The organism is Rhodococcus baikonurensis (assembly GCF_040489275.1).
In the GTDB taxonomy this organism is placed as follows: domain Bacteria; phylum Actinomycetota; class Actinomycetes; order Mycobacteriales; family Mycobacteriaceae; genus Rhodococcus_F; species Rhodococcus_F baikonurensis.
In genome coordinates this window covers 188,908-203,876 of sequence record NZ_JBEUOQ010000006.1, presented here as the reverse complement: position 1 = coordinate 203,876, position 14,969 = coordinate 188,908, and the positions used below count along the sequence as shown (strand labels likewise).

At 61.8% G+C, this 14,969-nt stretch carries 12 protein-coding genes; 9 read left to right on the top strand and 3 right to left on the bottom strand.

The features are described 5' to 3' along the window. Positions 1 to 67: 67 nt before the first annotated feature. The gene (locus ABWI03_RS16470; RefSeq protein WP_298780162.1) at positions 68 to 1,513 is read left to right on the top strand and encodes a hypothetical protein; all 1,446 of its coding nucleotides are present in this window, start codon (positions 68 to 70) and stop codon (positions 1,511 to 1,513) included. Here ABWI03_RS16470 and ABWI03_RS16465 read toward each other — a convergent pair. Both ABWI03_RS16465 and ABWI03_RS16460 read right to left on the bottom strand, forming a co-directional pair. Further along, positions 1,491 to 1,868 (bottom strand): SHOCT domain-containing protein, encoded by a 378-nt coding sequence (locus ABWI03_RS16465; RefSeq protein ID WP_095970695.1) that lies wholly within the window; start codon positions 1,866 to 1,868, stop codon positions 1,491 to 1,493. The two genes, ABWI03_RS16470 and ABWI03_RS16465, sit on opposite strands and share 23 nt — an antisense overlap. A 132-nt stretch (positions 1,869 to 2,000) precedes the next feature. Next, on the bottom strand, positions 2,001 to 2,252 hold the full coding sequence (locus ABWI03_RS16460; RefSeq protein ID WP_124566276.1) for a three-helix bundle dimerization domain-containing protein: 252 nt from the start codon (positions 2,250 to 2,252) through the stop codon (positions 2,001 to 2,003). A 218-nt stretch (positions 2,253 to 2,470) separates the two neighbouring features. Here ABWI03_RS16460 and ppk2 point away from each other — a divergent pair, with 218 nt between their 5' ends. Genes ppk2 through ABWI03_RS16440 form a run of 4 tightly spaced genes read left to right on the top strand, consistent with a single transcriptional unit; the run spans position 2,471 to position 8,732 of the window. Continuing rightward, positions 2,471 to 3,238, top strand: a complete 768-nt coding sequence (gene ppk2, locus ABWI03_RS16455) for a polyphosphate kinase 2 (RefSeq protein ID WP_378374194.1) — start codon at positions 2,471 to 2,473, stop codon at positions 3,236 to 3,238. Positions 3,239 to 3,265: 27 nt separating this feature from the next. Beyond that, a complete protein-coding gene (locus tag ABWI03_RS16450; RefSeq protein ID WP_298780170.1) occupies positions 3,266 to 6,028 on the top strand; it encodes a cation-translocating P-type ATPase in 2,763 nt (920 codons plus the stop codon). Next, positions 6,025 to 7,719: a SulP family inorganic anion transporter gene (locus ABWI03_RS16445; RefSeq protein WP_298780173.1), complete on the top strand. Its 1,695-nt coding sequence runs from the start codon at positions 6,025 to 6,027 to the stop codon at positions 7,717 to 7,719. Before ABWI03_RS16450 ends, ABWI03_RS16445 begins: the two co-directional genes overlap by 4 nt. 47 nt (positions 7,720 to 7,766) lie before the next feature. Next, positions 7,767 to 8,732, top strand: coding sequence for an endonuclease/exonuclease/phosphatase family protein (locus ABWI03_RS16440; RefSeq protein WP_298780176.1), 966 nt, complete (start codon positions 7,767 to 7,769; stop codon positions 8,730 to 8,732). A 36-nt stretch (positions 8,733 to 8,768) separates the two neighbouring features. Here ABWI03_RS16440 and ABWI03_RS16435 read toward each other — a convergent pair whose 3' ends face one another. Beyond that, positions 8,769 to 9,767 carry an Lrp/AsnC family transcriptional regulator gene (locus ABWI03_RS16435; RefSeq protein ID WP_234036773.1) on the bottom strand — a complete coding sequence of 333 codons (999 nt, stop codon included), beginning with the start codon at positions 9,765 to 9,767 and terminating at the stop codon, positions 8,769 to 8,771. Between the two features lie 135 nt (positions 9,768 to 9,902). Here ABWI03_RS16435 and ABWI03_RS16430 point away from each other — a divergent pair, with 135 nt between their 5' ends. The 4 genes from ABWI03_RS16430 to ABWI03_RS16415 all read left to right on the top strand — a co-directional run bounded on the left by ABWI03_RS16430 (position 9,903) and on the right by ABWI03_RS16415 (position 14,885). Then, the gene (locus ABWI03_RS16430) at positions 9,903 to 11,246 is read left to right on the top strand and encodes a DUF3100 domain-containing protein (RefSeq protein ID WP_095970700.1); all 1,344 of its coding nucleotides are present in this window, start codon (positions 9,903 to 9,905) and stop codon (positions 11,244 to 11,246) included. Between the two features lie 52 nt (positions 11,247 to 11,298). Continuing rightward, entirely contained in the window at positions 11,299 to 12,513 is a 1,215-nt protein-coding gene (locus ABWI03_RS16425; RefSeq protein WP_235172020.1) for an amidohydrolase, read from the top strand. Then, positions 12,510 to 13,868 (top strand): L-serine ammonia-lyase, encoded by a 1,359-nt coding sequence (locus ABWI03_RS16420; protein ID WP_283376251.1) that lies wholly within the window; start codon positions 12,510 to 12,512, stop codon positions 13,866 to 13,868. Before ABWI03_RS16425 ends, ABWI03_RS16420 begins: the two co-directional genes overlap by 4 nt. 126 nt (positions 13,869 to 13,994) lie before the next feature. Then, on the top strand, positions 13,995 to 14,885 hold the full coding sequence (locus tag ABWI03_RS16415; RefSeq protein WP_298780185.1) for a hypothetical protein: 891 nt from the start codon (positions 13,995 to 13,997) through the stop codon (positions 14,883 to 14,885). The last annotated feature ends 84 nt before the right edge of the window (positions 14,886 to 14,969 follow it).

Genomic DNA, 14,969 nt, shown 5'->3' with positions numbered 1-14,969 from the left:
CGGATCCACCTATCAAGTTCGACGTTTTCGTCTGTGCGGCAGCAGTTTCCCTCCTGAGAGGAACATGATGGCAAACGGCACGAGCGACGACCCACTCCACGAGGACGAGCGTGCCGAACTGGCCAGGCTGCGCCAAGAGGTTGCATCGCTTCGCGAGCACACTCCCAGCGCCCGTGAAACGCCCCTCGAACAGGTCCCCCGGCCACCTCGACACGGCCTCCGGTGGACCGCCGTGGTAATTCTGCTCGTGTTGGTCGCGCTACTCGCAGTCTTGTCCGTGACCACGCGCTTCACCCGAAGTCAGATCCTGGACACGGACCGCTACGTCAGCACTGTTGCGCCACTGGGCGAGAATCCCGCCGTGCAGGCCGAGATCACGAATCAGATCACCGACGAGATATTCGATCGTGTCGATGTCGAGGGGCTCACCACCGACGCGCTCACCGCACTGACCGACGTGTCGAACCTTGCAGCCAACGCACCTCGCCTGGACCAAGCTCTCGTGGGGTTGGCCCCGGTGATCGCCGGTCAGGCGAAGAGTTTTGTCCACGACACGGTGGGCTCACTCGTGCGGTCACAACAGTTCGAAGACTTGTGGATTCAGGCGAACAGGTCTGCGCACAACTCTCTCGTCGCGGTCATGACCGGCAACTACGGACCCGACTCCGTCGAAGTCGATCAGAGCGGAACCGTCAGCATTTCGCTGAGCACGATCATCAACAAGGTCAAAACAGTCTTGATCGACCGCGGCTTCGCCTTCGCAGACAAAATCCCCTCCGTGGACAAGGAATTTGTTCTCTTCCAGTCCCCCGAACTCGTGAAGGCACAGCGAGCCGTCTCGGCACTCGACAAGGTCTCAGCAGTGCTGCCATGGCTGGGAATCGCTTGCGCAGCAGCCGCTGTCGCCGTTGCTCCAACGGGTCGCAGGCTCCGCGCGCTGTCACTGGTCGGTCTGTCGATTGCGTTGGGAATGCTTGTTCTCGCGATCGGAATTCTCATCGGGCGTGCAATCTACCTCGACAGTGTCCCTACCGATATTCTCTCGCCAGACGCCGCGACTGCCGTCATCGACACAGTTCTGGTGCCACTGCGCACGAGTCTTCGCGCGGTTGCAGTCCTCGGCGTGGTGGTGGGGCTCGGCGCCTACCTGGTCGGTGGGTCGTCGTCGGCAATCGCCGTTCGCCGAGGCTATGGGCAGGCATTGGACTTCGTCCGGCATTCCTCCAGAGGGCGTACGCCGAATCAGGTGGAGCGGTGGGCCGATCAGCTTCGTGTTCCGCTGCGCTGCGCCATCATCGGCATCGCCGCACTGTTGCTGCTCTTCTGGCGCTACCCCACAGGATTGGTCGTGGGTTGGATTGTCATCATTGCGCTGCTCGCACTCGTAGTTCTCGAAATACTTGTTCGTCCTGCACGCGCCGCCGCGGAGGATGCCCGGCCCGACGACGCCGGAACCGACGACGCCGGGCCTGGGGCAGAAGATACGAAAACTACGCCAGCGCCTTTGCCTTGATGGCCTGAAATTCCTCTTCGTTGATCGCGCCTGAGTCGAGAAGCTCTCTGGCGTCGGCGATCTGCTGAGTCGGCGACTTCCCGGCGACGTTTCGAATGTAATCACTCTGCGCGTGTATGTGCTGCTGAGCGGCCTCCATCGACCGCCGCGTCATTCCGTCGTTCTTGACGACCACGTAGATCATCGCGGACAGGAATGGAATGACGAAGAGAAATATCATCCACAGCGCCTTGGCCCAGCCCGAAGTCTCGTGGTCACGGAACAAATCGGTGATGATCGAGAACAACACGCTCAAGTAGGCCACAAAGGCGAAACAGACGAAGATGAACCAGAAGAATTCCCAGAAACCTTCCACGTCAACGCTCCCTGCACTCGGTTTACACATCAGGAGTTCGGGAGGCTGACCTTCCGCGCCTGAACTTCTGCATTCGGCCAGAACTCCCTGGTCCAAGGTCATTTCAGTATGCGCCGACGACATCCGTTCCGGCTACAGCTCGAGTGAGTCCAGGTTCGCCGAACGCTCGTCCATAATCGAGATCACGATTCTCCGATTCGAGATCTCTTGTCTGGCAGCCTTTTCGACAAGGAGAGGCACGAAGTCACGGATCCGACAGCCCACGAACCGCTGATGAATTGTTCGCACTCTGTTTTCGATCTCCGGTGGAGGAACATTCGGATACCGGGAAATCAGGCGAGTGATCACCCGCTCGACGTGAAGCAACTCTTCGTCGCCAGTCATTCATTAATGGTCGTCCGTCCAGCCGAGCGCGTCAAGACTCGGAAAGGGTTCGAAAACAACACGATTCGGTTCTCGATCACGGAGAGAATAGGTTGACCGAATATGGGGCATACACACACGAGCGGACGATTCCCGCACGCTCACGTCGCCTAGGAGTGGAAGTGGGAAAGAACGCTCGGATTCTTCACGACGACGCGGCACTCGTCGCAGAAAAACCGATGAAGAACAAGGTATACCGCCACGAACTCAAGCCGATGCACGGCGAGCTCGTGGCTCTGCAGGAGTGGGTCAAATCGTCTGGCGCCAAAGTCTGCATCGTGTTCGAAGGCCGAGATACCGCCGGGAAGGGCGGGGTCATCAAAGCCATCACCGAACGCGTGAGTCCCCGAGTGTTCCGGGTGGTTGCCCTACCAGCCCCGACCGAGCGAGAGCACTCGCAGATGTACATCCAGCGCTACGTCCCACATCTGCCGGCGGCCGGTGAAATCGTCATCTTCGACCGGAGTTGGTACAACCGCGCCGGAGTCGAACGGGTGATGGGCTTTTGCACCGACGACCAGGCACGTCAATTTCTCCAGCTCATTCCGACCGTCGAACGCGCGATCGTGGAATCGGGAGTCATTCTGCTCAAGTACTGGCTCGAGGTCAGCGAAGAACAGCAGCTCGTACGTCTGCAGAGCCGGATCGACGATCCTCGAAAGATCTGGAAGCTGTCGAATCTCGATCTGAAGTCGTTCAGTCATTGGTACGACTACTCGCGTGCCCGCGACGAGATGTTTCGCTTCACCGACACCGGCTGGGCGCCATGGTATGTCGCAAACAACAATGACAAGAAACGCGGACGACTCAACATCATCAGCCACATTCTGAGTCAGATCCCCTACGAGCCCGTGCAATCCACGGACATCACCCTGCCGAAACGGCAGAAGGCCCACGGCTACCAGACGCCCAACCAACCACTTCACTGGATTCCGACCCGGTATTGACGATCGCCAAGGAAAGGACGTGCGGTCATGAGCCCCACGCCATGGCATGCGCAAAGTGGCGAATCAGTCGTGTCCGCACTGCAGTCGGACCAGGAACGCGGACTGCAGTCGGATGAGGCCGACCAACGGCGACGACGCTACGGGTCGAACGAAATCACATCGACGCCACCGCCGTCGACGTGGTCGATCGCTGTGTTGCAGCTGAAAGATCCGATGAACTTGATGCTCGTCGCCGTGGCCGCGGTCAGCATCGCCATCGGTGAAGTGCCGACAGCGATCGTGGTGGCGGTCCTCGTCGTGCTCAACATCGTCCTCGGAACTCGACAGGAGTTGAAGGCACGGGCCAGCGTCGACGCGCTCGCCAAGATGCAGACACCCCAAGCACGGGTCATTCGTGACGGAAACCTGATACAGCTCGACGCCACCGAACTGGTGCCGGGTGACATCATCCAAGTCGAGGCAGGAGACATCATTGCTGCCGATGGACGGTTGCTCGCCTCGACCACTCTGGAGACACAAGAAGCCGCATTGACCGGGGAAAGCACGCCCATCCCGAAAGACCCGAAAACGCTGGAGAACGAGGATATTCCACTCGGAGACCGCAGCAATCTGGTGTTCCAGAACACCTCGGTCACCCGCGGCACGGCGACCATGGTGGTCACCGAGACCGGGATGCAGACGCAGATCGGCCAGATCGCCTCGATGTTGTCGGCGGTCGCCCCTGGCAAGTCGCCACTGCAACGTGAATTGGACTCTCTCACCAAACTTCTCGGCATCATCGCGTGGACGGCAGTGATCGTCATCGTCGTCATCGGCCTCATTCGTGGGCAGGACCTGACAACGCTTCTGCTCCTTGGTATCGCAATGGGGGTGTCCGCGATTCCGACCGGCCTACCAACTTTCGTCCAGGCGATGCTGGCCTACGGTGCACGTCAACTGGCCGACGCCAAGGCAGTCGTGAAGAACCTGACCGACGTCGAAACCCTCGGCGCAACCAGTGCAATCAACTCGGACAAGACCGGCACGCTGACCATGAACCAGATGACCGTCCGATCGCTGTACGTCCACAGCCGTTGGTACACGGTCGACGGCGAGGGCTATGCCAAAGCGGGAAGGATAACGCAGGTTGCCGGCGAGACGCCGCCCGACTTCACCCTTCTCGCATACGGACTGTGTCTCGACAGTGATGCAACGGTTTCCGATTCCGGAGTAGTTGTCGGCGACCCGACCGAGGCCGCACTCGTGGTGCTCGCGGCAAAGATCGGCGCCGACGCCCCGCTCACCAGGCGGACCTACCCGCGGGTGGCGACGGTTCCGTTCGATTCCGCGTACAAGTTCATGGCCACGTACCACCATCTCGAAGTCGACGGCGAGAGTCAGTTCGTCGAATTGGTCAAGGGCGGACCCGATGTCGTCCTCGCTCGTTGTTCTTCGGCCTTCCTCCCCGGCCGCCGGCAGGTACCGATCGAGGAAGTCCGAGACGAACTCACGGCCGCAAATCAGTCGATGTCCGAGAAGGGTCTTCGGGTGCTGGCATTCGCTGTCAGACGTCTCGACGGACGGGAAGACGCTGTCGTGGCGGACCCCATGTCCTTTGTCGAGGACCTGACGTTTGTCGGCATGGCAGGCATCATCGACCCGCTGCGTCCGGAGGCGATCGATTCGGTGCGAACCGCACACCGGGCCGGCATCGAGGTCCGCATGATCACCGGCGACCATGCCATCACCGCCGCCGCGATCGGTGCCGAACTCGGACTCGGCTCGGGTGCGGTCGGCGGAGCCGAATTGCAAGCGATGACCGCTGACGAACTCTCGGCCGCATTGCCGAACCTGCACGTGTTCGGCCGAGTCACTCCGCAGGACAAACTTCGCTTGGTCGATGTCATGCAGAGCGGTGGCGCCGTGGTCGCGATGACCGGAGATGCGGTCAACGACGCCGCCGCGTTGAAGAAGGCCGATATCGGCGTCGCCATGGGCTCGGGCAGCGAGGTGACCAAACAGGCGGGCAAGATGGTGCTCACCGACGACAACTTCGGAACCCTCATCACCGCGATCACCCTGGGCCGCAACATCTACGGGAAGATCGTGTCGTATATCCGCTACCAGATGTCGAAACTCTTTTCGTTGGTTCTCCTCTTCCTCGCCGCGAGCATCTTCAACATCAACGAGGGTGTGGCACTGACGCCACTGATGGTGTTGTTCCAGCACTTCTTCATCACACTGTTCCCCGTCGCCGTGATCATGCTCGACCCACCGCCACCGGATCTGATGAACAAGCCTCCACGCGATCCCAAGATGCCGATCGCCCATCGAAGCGCAGTCGCTCAATGGCTCGCGTACGGCGTCTTGCAATTTGCCGTGACACTCGCGGCGATGCTTCTTGCGCCCGGCCAAATGAGCACTACTGAGGCGAATGTCCCCATGACCACCGCATTCGTAGTGCTCTCTCTCGGTTCGATATTCGCTGGGTTGACCATGCGGCGTGATCCCGAGTCCGGACTTGTTCCGCCGGTTCTCGGTGCCGTCAAGATCTTGACCATCCCCACGGTCGTGACCGTATTTGCCGTCGAGGCGAGTGTTCTCCAGGACCTCCTCATGACAACTTCACTGACAGGCGCCCAGTGGCTCGTCTGCCTAGGCTGGTCACTGATCATCCCGGTTGTCGTCGAGTTGGAAAAGGCGATCCGACGCCACCGCATCGCACGGCCACCTGCGCCCCTTCCTGCGACCACTGCGGTTGCCCCATCGCGCGCCCGTCACTCCGCTGAGGGAGGGACAATCACACGATGATGTGGACGGAGAGTCTAGGTCGGCTACCCGGGATCGCGACTGCACGCGGATATCGCCGTGAATGGCTCCGCGCAGACGTCACGGCCGGGCTCGTCTTGACGGCCCTGCTGATCCCGGCGGGGATGGGCTACGCCGAGGCCGCTGGATTGCCCGCGTACGCCGGTCTGTACGCAACCATCGTGCCGTTGCTCGCGTACGCGGTAGTCGGACCGTCGAAGATTCTTGTACTCGGACCTGATTCGTCGCTGGCACCGCTCATCGCCGCCGCAGTCATACCGCTGGCGGTGGTCGGCGATTCGGAGAACGCGCTTGCACTAGCCGGAGTTCTGGCCGTTCTTGTCGGGCTCATCCTGGTGATCGGCGGATTCCTGCGTCTGGGTTTCGTGACCGAACTCCTCTCGAAACCGATCCGTCTCGGCTACCTCAACGCCATCGCGCTCGTCGTCGTAATCGGTCAGCTTCCCAAGCTGCTCGGTTTCTCCGTCGACGCGTCCGGCCTCCTCGGTGAAATCGGTGAGATCGGAAAGGCTCTGGCCGGTGGAGATGTCGATCCCCTCGCTGCCGTCATCGGCGTGGGTTCACTCATTGTCATTGTGGTCTTCCGGCTCTGGGTACCTGTTATACCCGGTGTGCTGATCGCCGTCGTCGCGGCAATAGTCTTGTCCGCCGCCGCCGGTCTCAGCGATGACATCGGAATGGTCGGCGCGCTGCCGGAAGGGCTCCCCCTCCCCTCTGTCGGCGGAGTCACCTGGCAGGACGTCGGGCACCTGATCGGACCGGCGGCCGGTATCGCGCTGATTGCCTTCGCCGACACCGGTGTTCTCTCGCGCACCTTCGCCGCCCGACACGGCGAGGACGTGAACGGCAGTACCGAAATGAAGGCGATCGGTGTCGCGAACGTGGCCGGCGGACTTTACGGCGGATTCCCGATCTCTGCGAGCGGATCACGGACGCCGGTAGCCGAACAGAGTGGGGCACATACACAATTGGCCGGCGTTGTCGGAGCGCTTGCGGTCCTGGTGTTCGTCCTCGTCGCTCCCGGACTCACGGCATATCTGCCCGATGCAACACTGGCCGCCGTCGTCATCGTCGCCGCGTGTGCACTGATCGACGTGGGCGGCATGGTCCGCATGTGGCGCATGAGCACCGTGGAATTCGGCCTCGCCGTCGCGGCGTTCCTCGGCGTCGCCCTCGTCGGGGTGCTTCAAGGCATCCTTGTTGCGATCGGACTGTCCTTCGCAGCGGTCATCGCGCAGGTATGGCAGCCACATCGAACCGAACTCGTCGAGACCGGCGAACCCGCCGGATTCCACGACGTCGAACGACATCCAGATGGGCATCGCATCCCCGGCCTGGTGTTGGTGAGGTTTGACGCGCCACTGTTTTTCGCGAACGGCGAGATCTTCGACGAGTACGTTCGCTCCGTCGTCGCCAAGGCACCCGACCCGGTCGAATGGGTGGTCATTGCCGCCGAGCCGATCACCGGGCTCGACACGACCGCCGTCGACGAACTCGTCGATCTGGATACATTTTTGGAGGGCAAAGGAATTCGATTGGCATTCGCGGAGATGAAAGGTCCGATCAAGGATCGACTCATCCGATTCGGGGTCGGCGACAGGTTCGATTCGACGCACTTCTACCCGACCATCGAAGCGGCCGTGAACGCATTCCGCACCCGAACCGGCGACTGACAACGCCAGGCAATCGGGAGCCTAAGCTGCATTAGGTACCGTTTGGTATGGGATTCACGACGGACAATGCTCCGGCTCGCCGTATCGCTCAGGTCGCCGGGGTGGGTGGGATTGCCGTCGGTGTCATTGCGCTGATCTCGTCGTACTCCACCAAGCCGATCAACCCGTTGATCGCCGTGGCCTCCTTTGTCCCGATGCTGCTTGCAGTCACACTCGCAGCGTCCCTGATATGCCTGGTTTTTCGCCGCTGGATCCTGCTGGCGATTTCGGTGGTACTGATAGCGGTGGGCGCGTCGGTGATCAGTCCATTGTATGTAGCAAACAGTTCCGAAATCGACGGGCCGTCTCTGCGTGTAATGCAAGCGAACCTTCTCTTCGGGCAGGCAGACCCCGTCAGTTTGACTGCGACGGTGCGTGAGAAGGCAGTCGATGTCCTGACGGTTCAGGAACTGACCACATCACTCGAAGGCTCTCTGAGAGATCAAGGGCTCGAGCAACTGCTGCCGCATCACTACTTGGTACCGGACGAGGCCGGCGGGGGTGGCGCAGGTATTTACAGTCGTTATCCGCTGACGGAAACTCGGGAACTGACCGGATTCGGACCTACCAATCTTGTTGCCGAAGTGGGATTCTCAACCCCGTTCACCCTTCTGGCGGTTCACCCCGGACCGGCGTACGTGACCCCGCCCGACGTGTGGACTGCCGAGCTGAGCACTTTGCGAAACGCGCTCGACGCCGCTGCCGCGGAGGGAACCGTCGTCGTCAGTGGCGATTTCAACACGACCTTCACGCACAAGCAATTCCGTGACCTTCTCGACGTCGGCTACTCCGATACCGCAGACCAATTGGGAGTCGGCATCGTTCGCACCTACCCGGCGGACAAAAAATTTCCCGCGATCGTCGGCATCGACCATGTACTTCTGCGGGGTGCACAGGCGAAGTCTCTCGAGCGCATCGAGATCGAAGGTTCCGATCACTACGGCTTGATCGTCGACGTGGCGATCCCCCAGTAGTCGGAAAGCACCCGATCCGCGCGAACGCGTTACGGATCACCCGTGCTTCGGCATGCTTCGACCCGACACATCGATTGTTCGATGTAGATGATGCGGCGTACGCAGGACGATCGACCGGTCCACCACGGATACGCCCGGAAACTGCTCGGCGAGATAACCTTCCAAACGCTGCACGTCGTCGATCGAGCGCAGCCACACCGCCAACGCGATGTCGTAGCTGCCGATGGTAGAAGCAACAAGCCTCGCCTCGCGCAGGTGGGAAAGGCGCTGAGCAATTGCCTCCTTTCGCCCGTCGAGACGTAAGAAGTACCACGCGTAGACCGGCCAGCCGGAGTAGGGCCGAGCTATCTCCGTGCGGACGACCAGACGCCCTGTCGACAGCTCGTGAGAAAGTAACGCTCCGGCGCGTGCCGGCGTGACTCCGAGGGCTGCAGCGAGTGCCGAGACGGTAATTCGTGGTTCGCGGGAAAGGATGTCGAACAGCTGCGACTGTTCCTCTTCGCTGGCGCGTACACCACGAATCTTCGCCGGCGGAGTCGCCTCGAGCGCGGCGATCTCGTCCGCGTCGAGAGCACGTAGACGCCAGTTTCGGGCATCGGAGTTCGCCGAGGACACGATCTGTGTTCGCATCGCGGTGATCATCGGCAGCGATCGTGTTCGCTCCAGGACGTATCTGGACAATTGATCGAGGTCGGTGCACGTGAGCGTGACAAGCAGATCCCGATTGCCGGTTGTGAGATCGACTGTCAGGACCTCGGGATCGTGCGCGATCTGTTCGGCGACACCAAGGGTCTGCGCCGGTGCGCATTCGATCTCGAGGAGCGCAGTCGCCGACACGATGGGACCGCCTCGGTAGGCAGCGATCCACGCTATCCCTTGCGAGTGCAGACGCTCCCAACGCCTGGTCAGGGTGACCGGGTCGGAACCGATCGCGCGTGAAAGCTCGGACCACGACGCTCGCGGCCTGATCTGCAGTGCGTTCAACAGCCGAAGATCGTCGTCCTTGAGCATCTGATCCTGCACCGAAGACCTCACTTTCACAAGAATGCTGCACCGAAACAGGATCGAAACGCATCAATCCTAACTTCATCTCATCAATAGTCCACCAAATCCTGAGCCTCGAGAACGCTACATCTTGCGTTCGTTCGCCCCCTCGAGAAAGACACCGACATGACCGAAGCATTCCCTGTCTCGCATGACGATTCTCCGGTCAGCGATCAGACCGCGACGCACAAGGTCGTTTTCGCCATGAGGTCGCCACGCCTGTGGATCGTGGTGATTCTGCTCCTCGGGCTTGCGGCAGGCGCCCAACTGATCGGCCCCGCAGTGATTCCCGTCGGCGCTGCCGCCATCACGATCCTGCCCATGGTGTGGGGACTGATTGCCGGCGGTGTCGTCTCGAGCCAGAAGTGGAAACCTCTCGGCCTCGATCTTCAGGCCGCAGCCTCGGCAATCATGGGGCTGGCTGTTCTCTTGCTCTGCGCAAGACTGTCTTTCACCATCGGCCCGAACATCCAACTGTTGTTCGAGGCGGGCCCTGCCCTGCTACTGCAGGAACTGGGGCACTTGTTCGGCACTATCGCTCTCGCACTCCCACTGGCGGTACTCCTTCGGATGGGACCGGCGACCGTCGGAGCAACCTTCTCCATCGACCGCGAGGGCTCCTTCGCGATGGTCAGTGAACGCTACGGCCCCGATTCCGACCAGTACCGCGGAGTCCTGTCGATGTACGTTTTCGGCACTCTGTTCGGTGCCGTGCTGATCAGCCTGATTGCGTCGCTGGCTACGTCCTTCAACATCTTCGACCCCCTCGCGTTGGCGATGGGTGCTGGGGTCGGATCCGGCTCGATGATGGCTGCCGCTGCCGCGAGCGTCGTTTCGGCGCACCCCGAGATGGCCGACCAGGTACTCGCCGTGGCGGCCACATCCAACATCATCACCGGCCTCCTCGGCGTGTATGTCGGCATGTATGTCGCACTCCCCCTTGCTGATCGAATCTACGGCGCACTCACCAAGCGCTCGAAGACGACCACCGAACGGAAAGCTGACACTGCCCCACGAGCGGTCGCGCCGAGCGTCACCGTGCCGCTGACCACTATCGTTCCGATTCTGTTCGTCGGTGGGGTCATCGTCTCCTCGATCGCAGCGGGTGGCGTAACTCGATCGATCATCGTCGGATACCTGATCCTCACCGGATTGTTGCTCCTGGGCGTCGGCGTGGCCCGCCTGACCCGCGGCAAGATCGCGGCGATGATCGCCATCATCACCGTCGGCGCCTTGGCGACCACGCCGTGGTCCCCCATCGGTGATTTCGTCTCGAGCACCGTCGGGACTGTCGACTTTCTCTCGATCTGCACCCTCACCCTGACTGTCGCAGGTCTCAGCCTCGGCAAGGACCTTCCCTTGCTCAAGACGATCGGCTGGAAGATCGTCCCGGTCGGAATCGTCGCGATCCTCGCCTCGTACCTGCTTTCCGTGGTCGTCGCGGAGTTCGCGCTCGGCCTCTGGCATTAGGACTGCACCGAAAGACGCTGGAAACAAAAGATCTTGAAAGGAAGCAATACCCATGTCCATCGCTGACACCCTCACCCCCACGGACTCGGTTTCGAGCACGATCGAGAAGTGGTCATCTCGCCTCATCGACGTCAGCCACACGATCCATGCTCACCCAGAGTTGGCATTCGAAGAGCATCGTGCGTCGGCGCTCTTGGCTGACGCCGCGCAGGAAGCGGGCTTCACGGTTACTCGCGCCGCCTACGGCCTCGAGACGGCATTCGAAGCGGTGCGAGGCTCCGGCCCCTTCCGCGTCGTCGTCTGCGCCGAATACGACGCCCTCCCCGACATCGGTCATGCGTGTGGGCACAACGTCATCGCCGCCGCCGGACTCGGAGCAGCCGTCGCACTCGGTGAGGTCGCGGAAGAGCACGGCCTGACCGTCGTCCTCCTCGGTACGCCGGCCGAGGAACACGGCGGCGGGAAAGTCCTACTCCTCGAACGCGGCGCATGGGAGGGCGCGGCGATGTCGATCATGGTCCACGGCGCTGCAGGTGAAGACGTCAGTTGCACCGTCACCGGAACGCAGGCAGTCGATCGGTTCGACGTGACCTACTCCGGACGAGCCGCGCACGCGGCCGCTGCGCCACACAAGGGAATCAACGCAGGTGACGCCGCCACGATCGCCTTGGTTGCCATCGGACTTCTCCGTCAACAACTTCCGTCCGACGTCAGACTGAACGCCTACATCGAGCACGGCGGCGAAGCGACAAACATCATTCCGGCCTCGACATTGGTTCGCGCGGAAGTTCGGGCCGCAGAACTCGACGTGCTGTTGGACGCCAAGCGTCGCATGCTCGCATGCTTCGAGGGCGCTGCTGTGGCCAGCGACTGCTCCTGGTCGACCGAACGCGCCGAACCTCGGTACGAGGAGCTGGTACAACATCGCGTGCTGGCGACCATCTGGGACGAGGAGATCGCGAGCCTGGGCCGCACCGCGGCCGCCCGAACTCCCCTGACCGGCGGCTCGACTGACATGGGCAACGTGTCGAAGGCGGTGCCCTCGATCCACCCGATGATCGCGTTGCGCGGCGTCACCGGAGTTCCTCACACTATCGAGTTTGCCGCTGATGCCCGCTCCGCGGCGGGTGACGAAGCCGTTCTGCATGGGGCAATCGCAATGGCGCGCACTGTGATCCGAGCCGCTAGCGGGGACTCGCGCTCCACCCTCTTGACGCTTGCGGCCCAGCGCGAGTCAGGAGCGACCACCGTCACGAGCGCCGAATGAGCACCACCGGAGTCTATGTTTCCGCTCTCGAATTCTTCTCCATCGGCATCGGACCCTCCAGTTCACACACGGTCGGTCCGATGCGCGCTGCGCACGCTTTCGGCGGCGAGCTCGCCGCTGCCGACTTGACCGCGTCGGTCGACCGGATTCGCTGCAACCTGCACGGCTCTCTCGCCGCCACCGGTATAGGTCACTGCACTCCCGACGCGGTGATCGCGGGACTTCGTGGGTTGGAGCCTGAAACGTGCGAGCCGACCGACGTTCACGGCCGATGGGCCGAGCTGTCGGACGGCGGATCGATGACGCTCGTCGGTGGCTCGCTCGAACACGTAGTGTTCGAGCACGAGGACATGGTGTTCGAGCCGCTGGTTCGCCGTCACGGCCACCCCAACTCGATGACCCTGACCGCCTTCAGCGGTCGCGAAATCGTCTGTACACGTACATATCTGTCGATCGGTGGCGGATTCGTACTGCGCGCCGGAACGGAGACGCAAGCAAACGCGCATTCGATCAACTCACGCTACCGAACCGCGAAAGAGCTACTGGCGGAATGCGGCTCCGGAACTATCGCCGAACTGGCCTTGTCCGACGAAATCGCGATACACGGCCAGGATCGGGCATTCACCGGCATCGACGCGATCTGGTCCGCGATGCGCGCCTGCATCGAGCGCGGCACCCAGACCGAAGGTGTATTGCCCGGGCGTCTCGGAGTTCGCCGACGCGCGCGGTCTGCGAACATTCAACTGGAACAACGTAACTGCGCACCATCCTCACGCGAGTGGCTGACGGTCTACGCCATGGCGGTCAACGAAGAAAATGCAGCAGGTGGCCGCGTGGTAACGGCTCCGACGAACGGTGCGGCAGGCATCGTGCCGGCGGTGCTCTACCACCACATACGTGCGACGGGCGCCGGCGCGCATGACGTTCGAACGTTTCTACTCACCGCGGCCGCAATCGGGTCGATCATCAAAGCGAATGCCTCGATCTCGGGTGCGGAAGCCGGGTGTCAAGGCGAGGTCGGAGCCGCTTGTGCGATGGCGGCGGCAGGTCTGTGCGCAGTCATGGGTGGATCGCCACGACAAATCGAGAATGCAGCTGAGATTGCCATGGAACACCATCTGGGGCTGACCTGCGATCCGGTTGGTGGCCTGGTCCAAATCCCCTGCATCGAGCGAAATGCCGTCGCCGCCTCGACTGCAGTCACCGCAGCGCAGCTCGCATACCTGGGTGACGGGACGCATGTGGTGAGCCTCGATACCGTCATCGAGACCATGCGACAAACCGGAAACGACATGTCCGTGCGCTACAAGGAAACCAGTGAAGGCGGGCTCGCCGTCAATGTCGTCGAGTGCTGAGGGGGATGTCGACGCCGGCGGCGTCCGCGGGCGGACGCCACCGCCGGAAATATCATCCTCTCGAACGATGAAGTCCGTAGCGCGGATTTCTACACTCGGTGACATGACTTTGTGGACGGTGACCAGATGACCGCGCATCACGCTGGAGGAATCCCGCTGCATACCGCGTCGGGGCCATCTCGGCCGATACTGTCTTCCGGCCGCAAGATCGCCGCGCTGATCGCTGCCGCCGCCGTCTTCTCCGCAGCCTTCGTTCTCGCCCCGGCCATGCTGACAACACGTCCCGGCGAGGGCTATGCAAACCAGGGGGCGCTCGTCGAGACGGTCCGAGCAAATTTCGTCGAGTATTGGAACTCGGGCGTTGAGAGCTTCACGCCCGGTTTGCAGTCCGCTGTCGACTACTGGCAGCGGTACCACATCGCCAAGGCAGTGATTGCGGTAATCCTGTTGACCGTCCTGCTCTCACTCGGCCGCGCGCTCTGGATGTCGTTCGTGAACGCCGGCCCTCTGACGGCTGGAAAGAAACTCGCATTCGTCTCGGCCGGTGGACTGGTCACACTCCTCGCACTGTTCTCGTCGGTACTCGTAATGGCAAACGTCCAAGGTGTCGTTGCGCCCTTCTCTTCGCTGATCTCGATGTTGCCCGTGGCCCAGACGGATGGGGCACTTGGCGACACTGTCGGGCAGGTCCGACAACAGCTCGCTCAGTCGACGGGCACCGGAAATCAGCAAAGTCCGGCCCTCGAACTGATGATCAGCGACTTCGCGCGGTATCACTTGGCCATGGCGGTGATCGCGCTGATCGCGGCAGCAATATCACTGGCCGTGGCCGTGGTCGTGTGGGCACGCTTCGCGAGAACGGCACGATCCGAGCGACGGACGAGATTCGTGTCGGGGTCGATAGGCATTCTCACTGCACTGTTCACGCTGGGATTGATCGTTGTCTGCGTGGCAAATATGGGCACCGCGGCAGACCCGGCACCGGCGCTGGCGGCGTTCTTCGACGGCGGGCTCTGACCCCTGTCAAGGGGTTGAGGCCAGGGTTCCGTAGTCCCTCGGTACCAGTTGAGGAGGTACCTGGGGACTGCGTCTGCCGTACCC

Excerpts from the sequence above, each read along its gene's own strand:
- ABWI03_RS16420 (WP_283376251.1), top strand. The coding sequence starts at position 12,510 with ATGAGCACCACCGGAGTCTATGTTTCCGCTCTCGAATTCTTCTCCATC.
- ppk2 (WP_378374194.1), top strand. The coding sequence starts at position 2,471 with ATGAAGAACAAGGTATACCGCCACGAACTCAAGCCGATGCACGGCGAG.
- ABWI03_RS16425 (WP_235172020.1), top strand. The coding sequence starts at position 11,299 with ATGTCCATCGCTGACACCCTCACCCCCACGGACTCGGTTTCGAGCACG.
- ABWI03_RS16445 (WP_298780173.1), top strand. The coding sequence starts at position 6,025 with ATGATGTGGACGGAGAGTCTAGGTCGGCTACCCGGGATCGCGACTGCA.
- ABWI03_RS16460 (WP_124566276.1), bottom strand. The coding sequence starts at position 2,252 with ATGACTGGCGACGAAGAGTTGCTTCACGTCGAGCGGGTGATCACTCGC.
- ABWI03_RS16415 (WP_298780185.1), top strand. The coding sequence starts at position 13,995 with ATGACCGCGCATCACGCTGGAGGAATCCCGCTGCATACCGCGTCGGGG.
- ABWI03_RS16450 (WP_298780170.1), top strand. The coding sequence starts at position 3,266 with ATGAGCCCCACGCCATGGCATGCGCAAAGTGGCGAATCAGTCGTGTCC.
- ABWI03_RS16470 (WP_298780162.1), top strand. The coding sequence starts at position 68 with ATGGCAAACGGCACGAGCGACGACCCACTCCACGAGGACGAGCGTGCC.
- ABWI03_RS16430 (WP_095970700.1), top strand. The coding sequence starts at position 9,903 with ATGACCGAAGCATTCCCTGTCTCGCATGACGATTCTCCGGTCAGCGAT.
- ABWI03_RS16440 (WP_298780176.1), top strand. The coding sequence starts at position 7,767 with ATGGGATTCACGACGGACAATGCTCCGGCTCGCCGTATCGCTCAGGTC.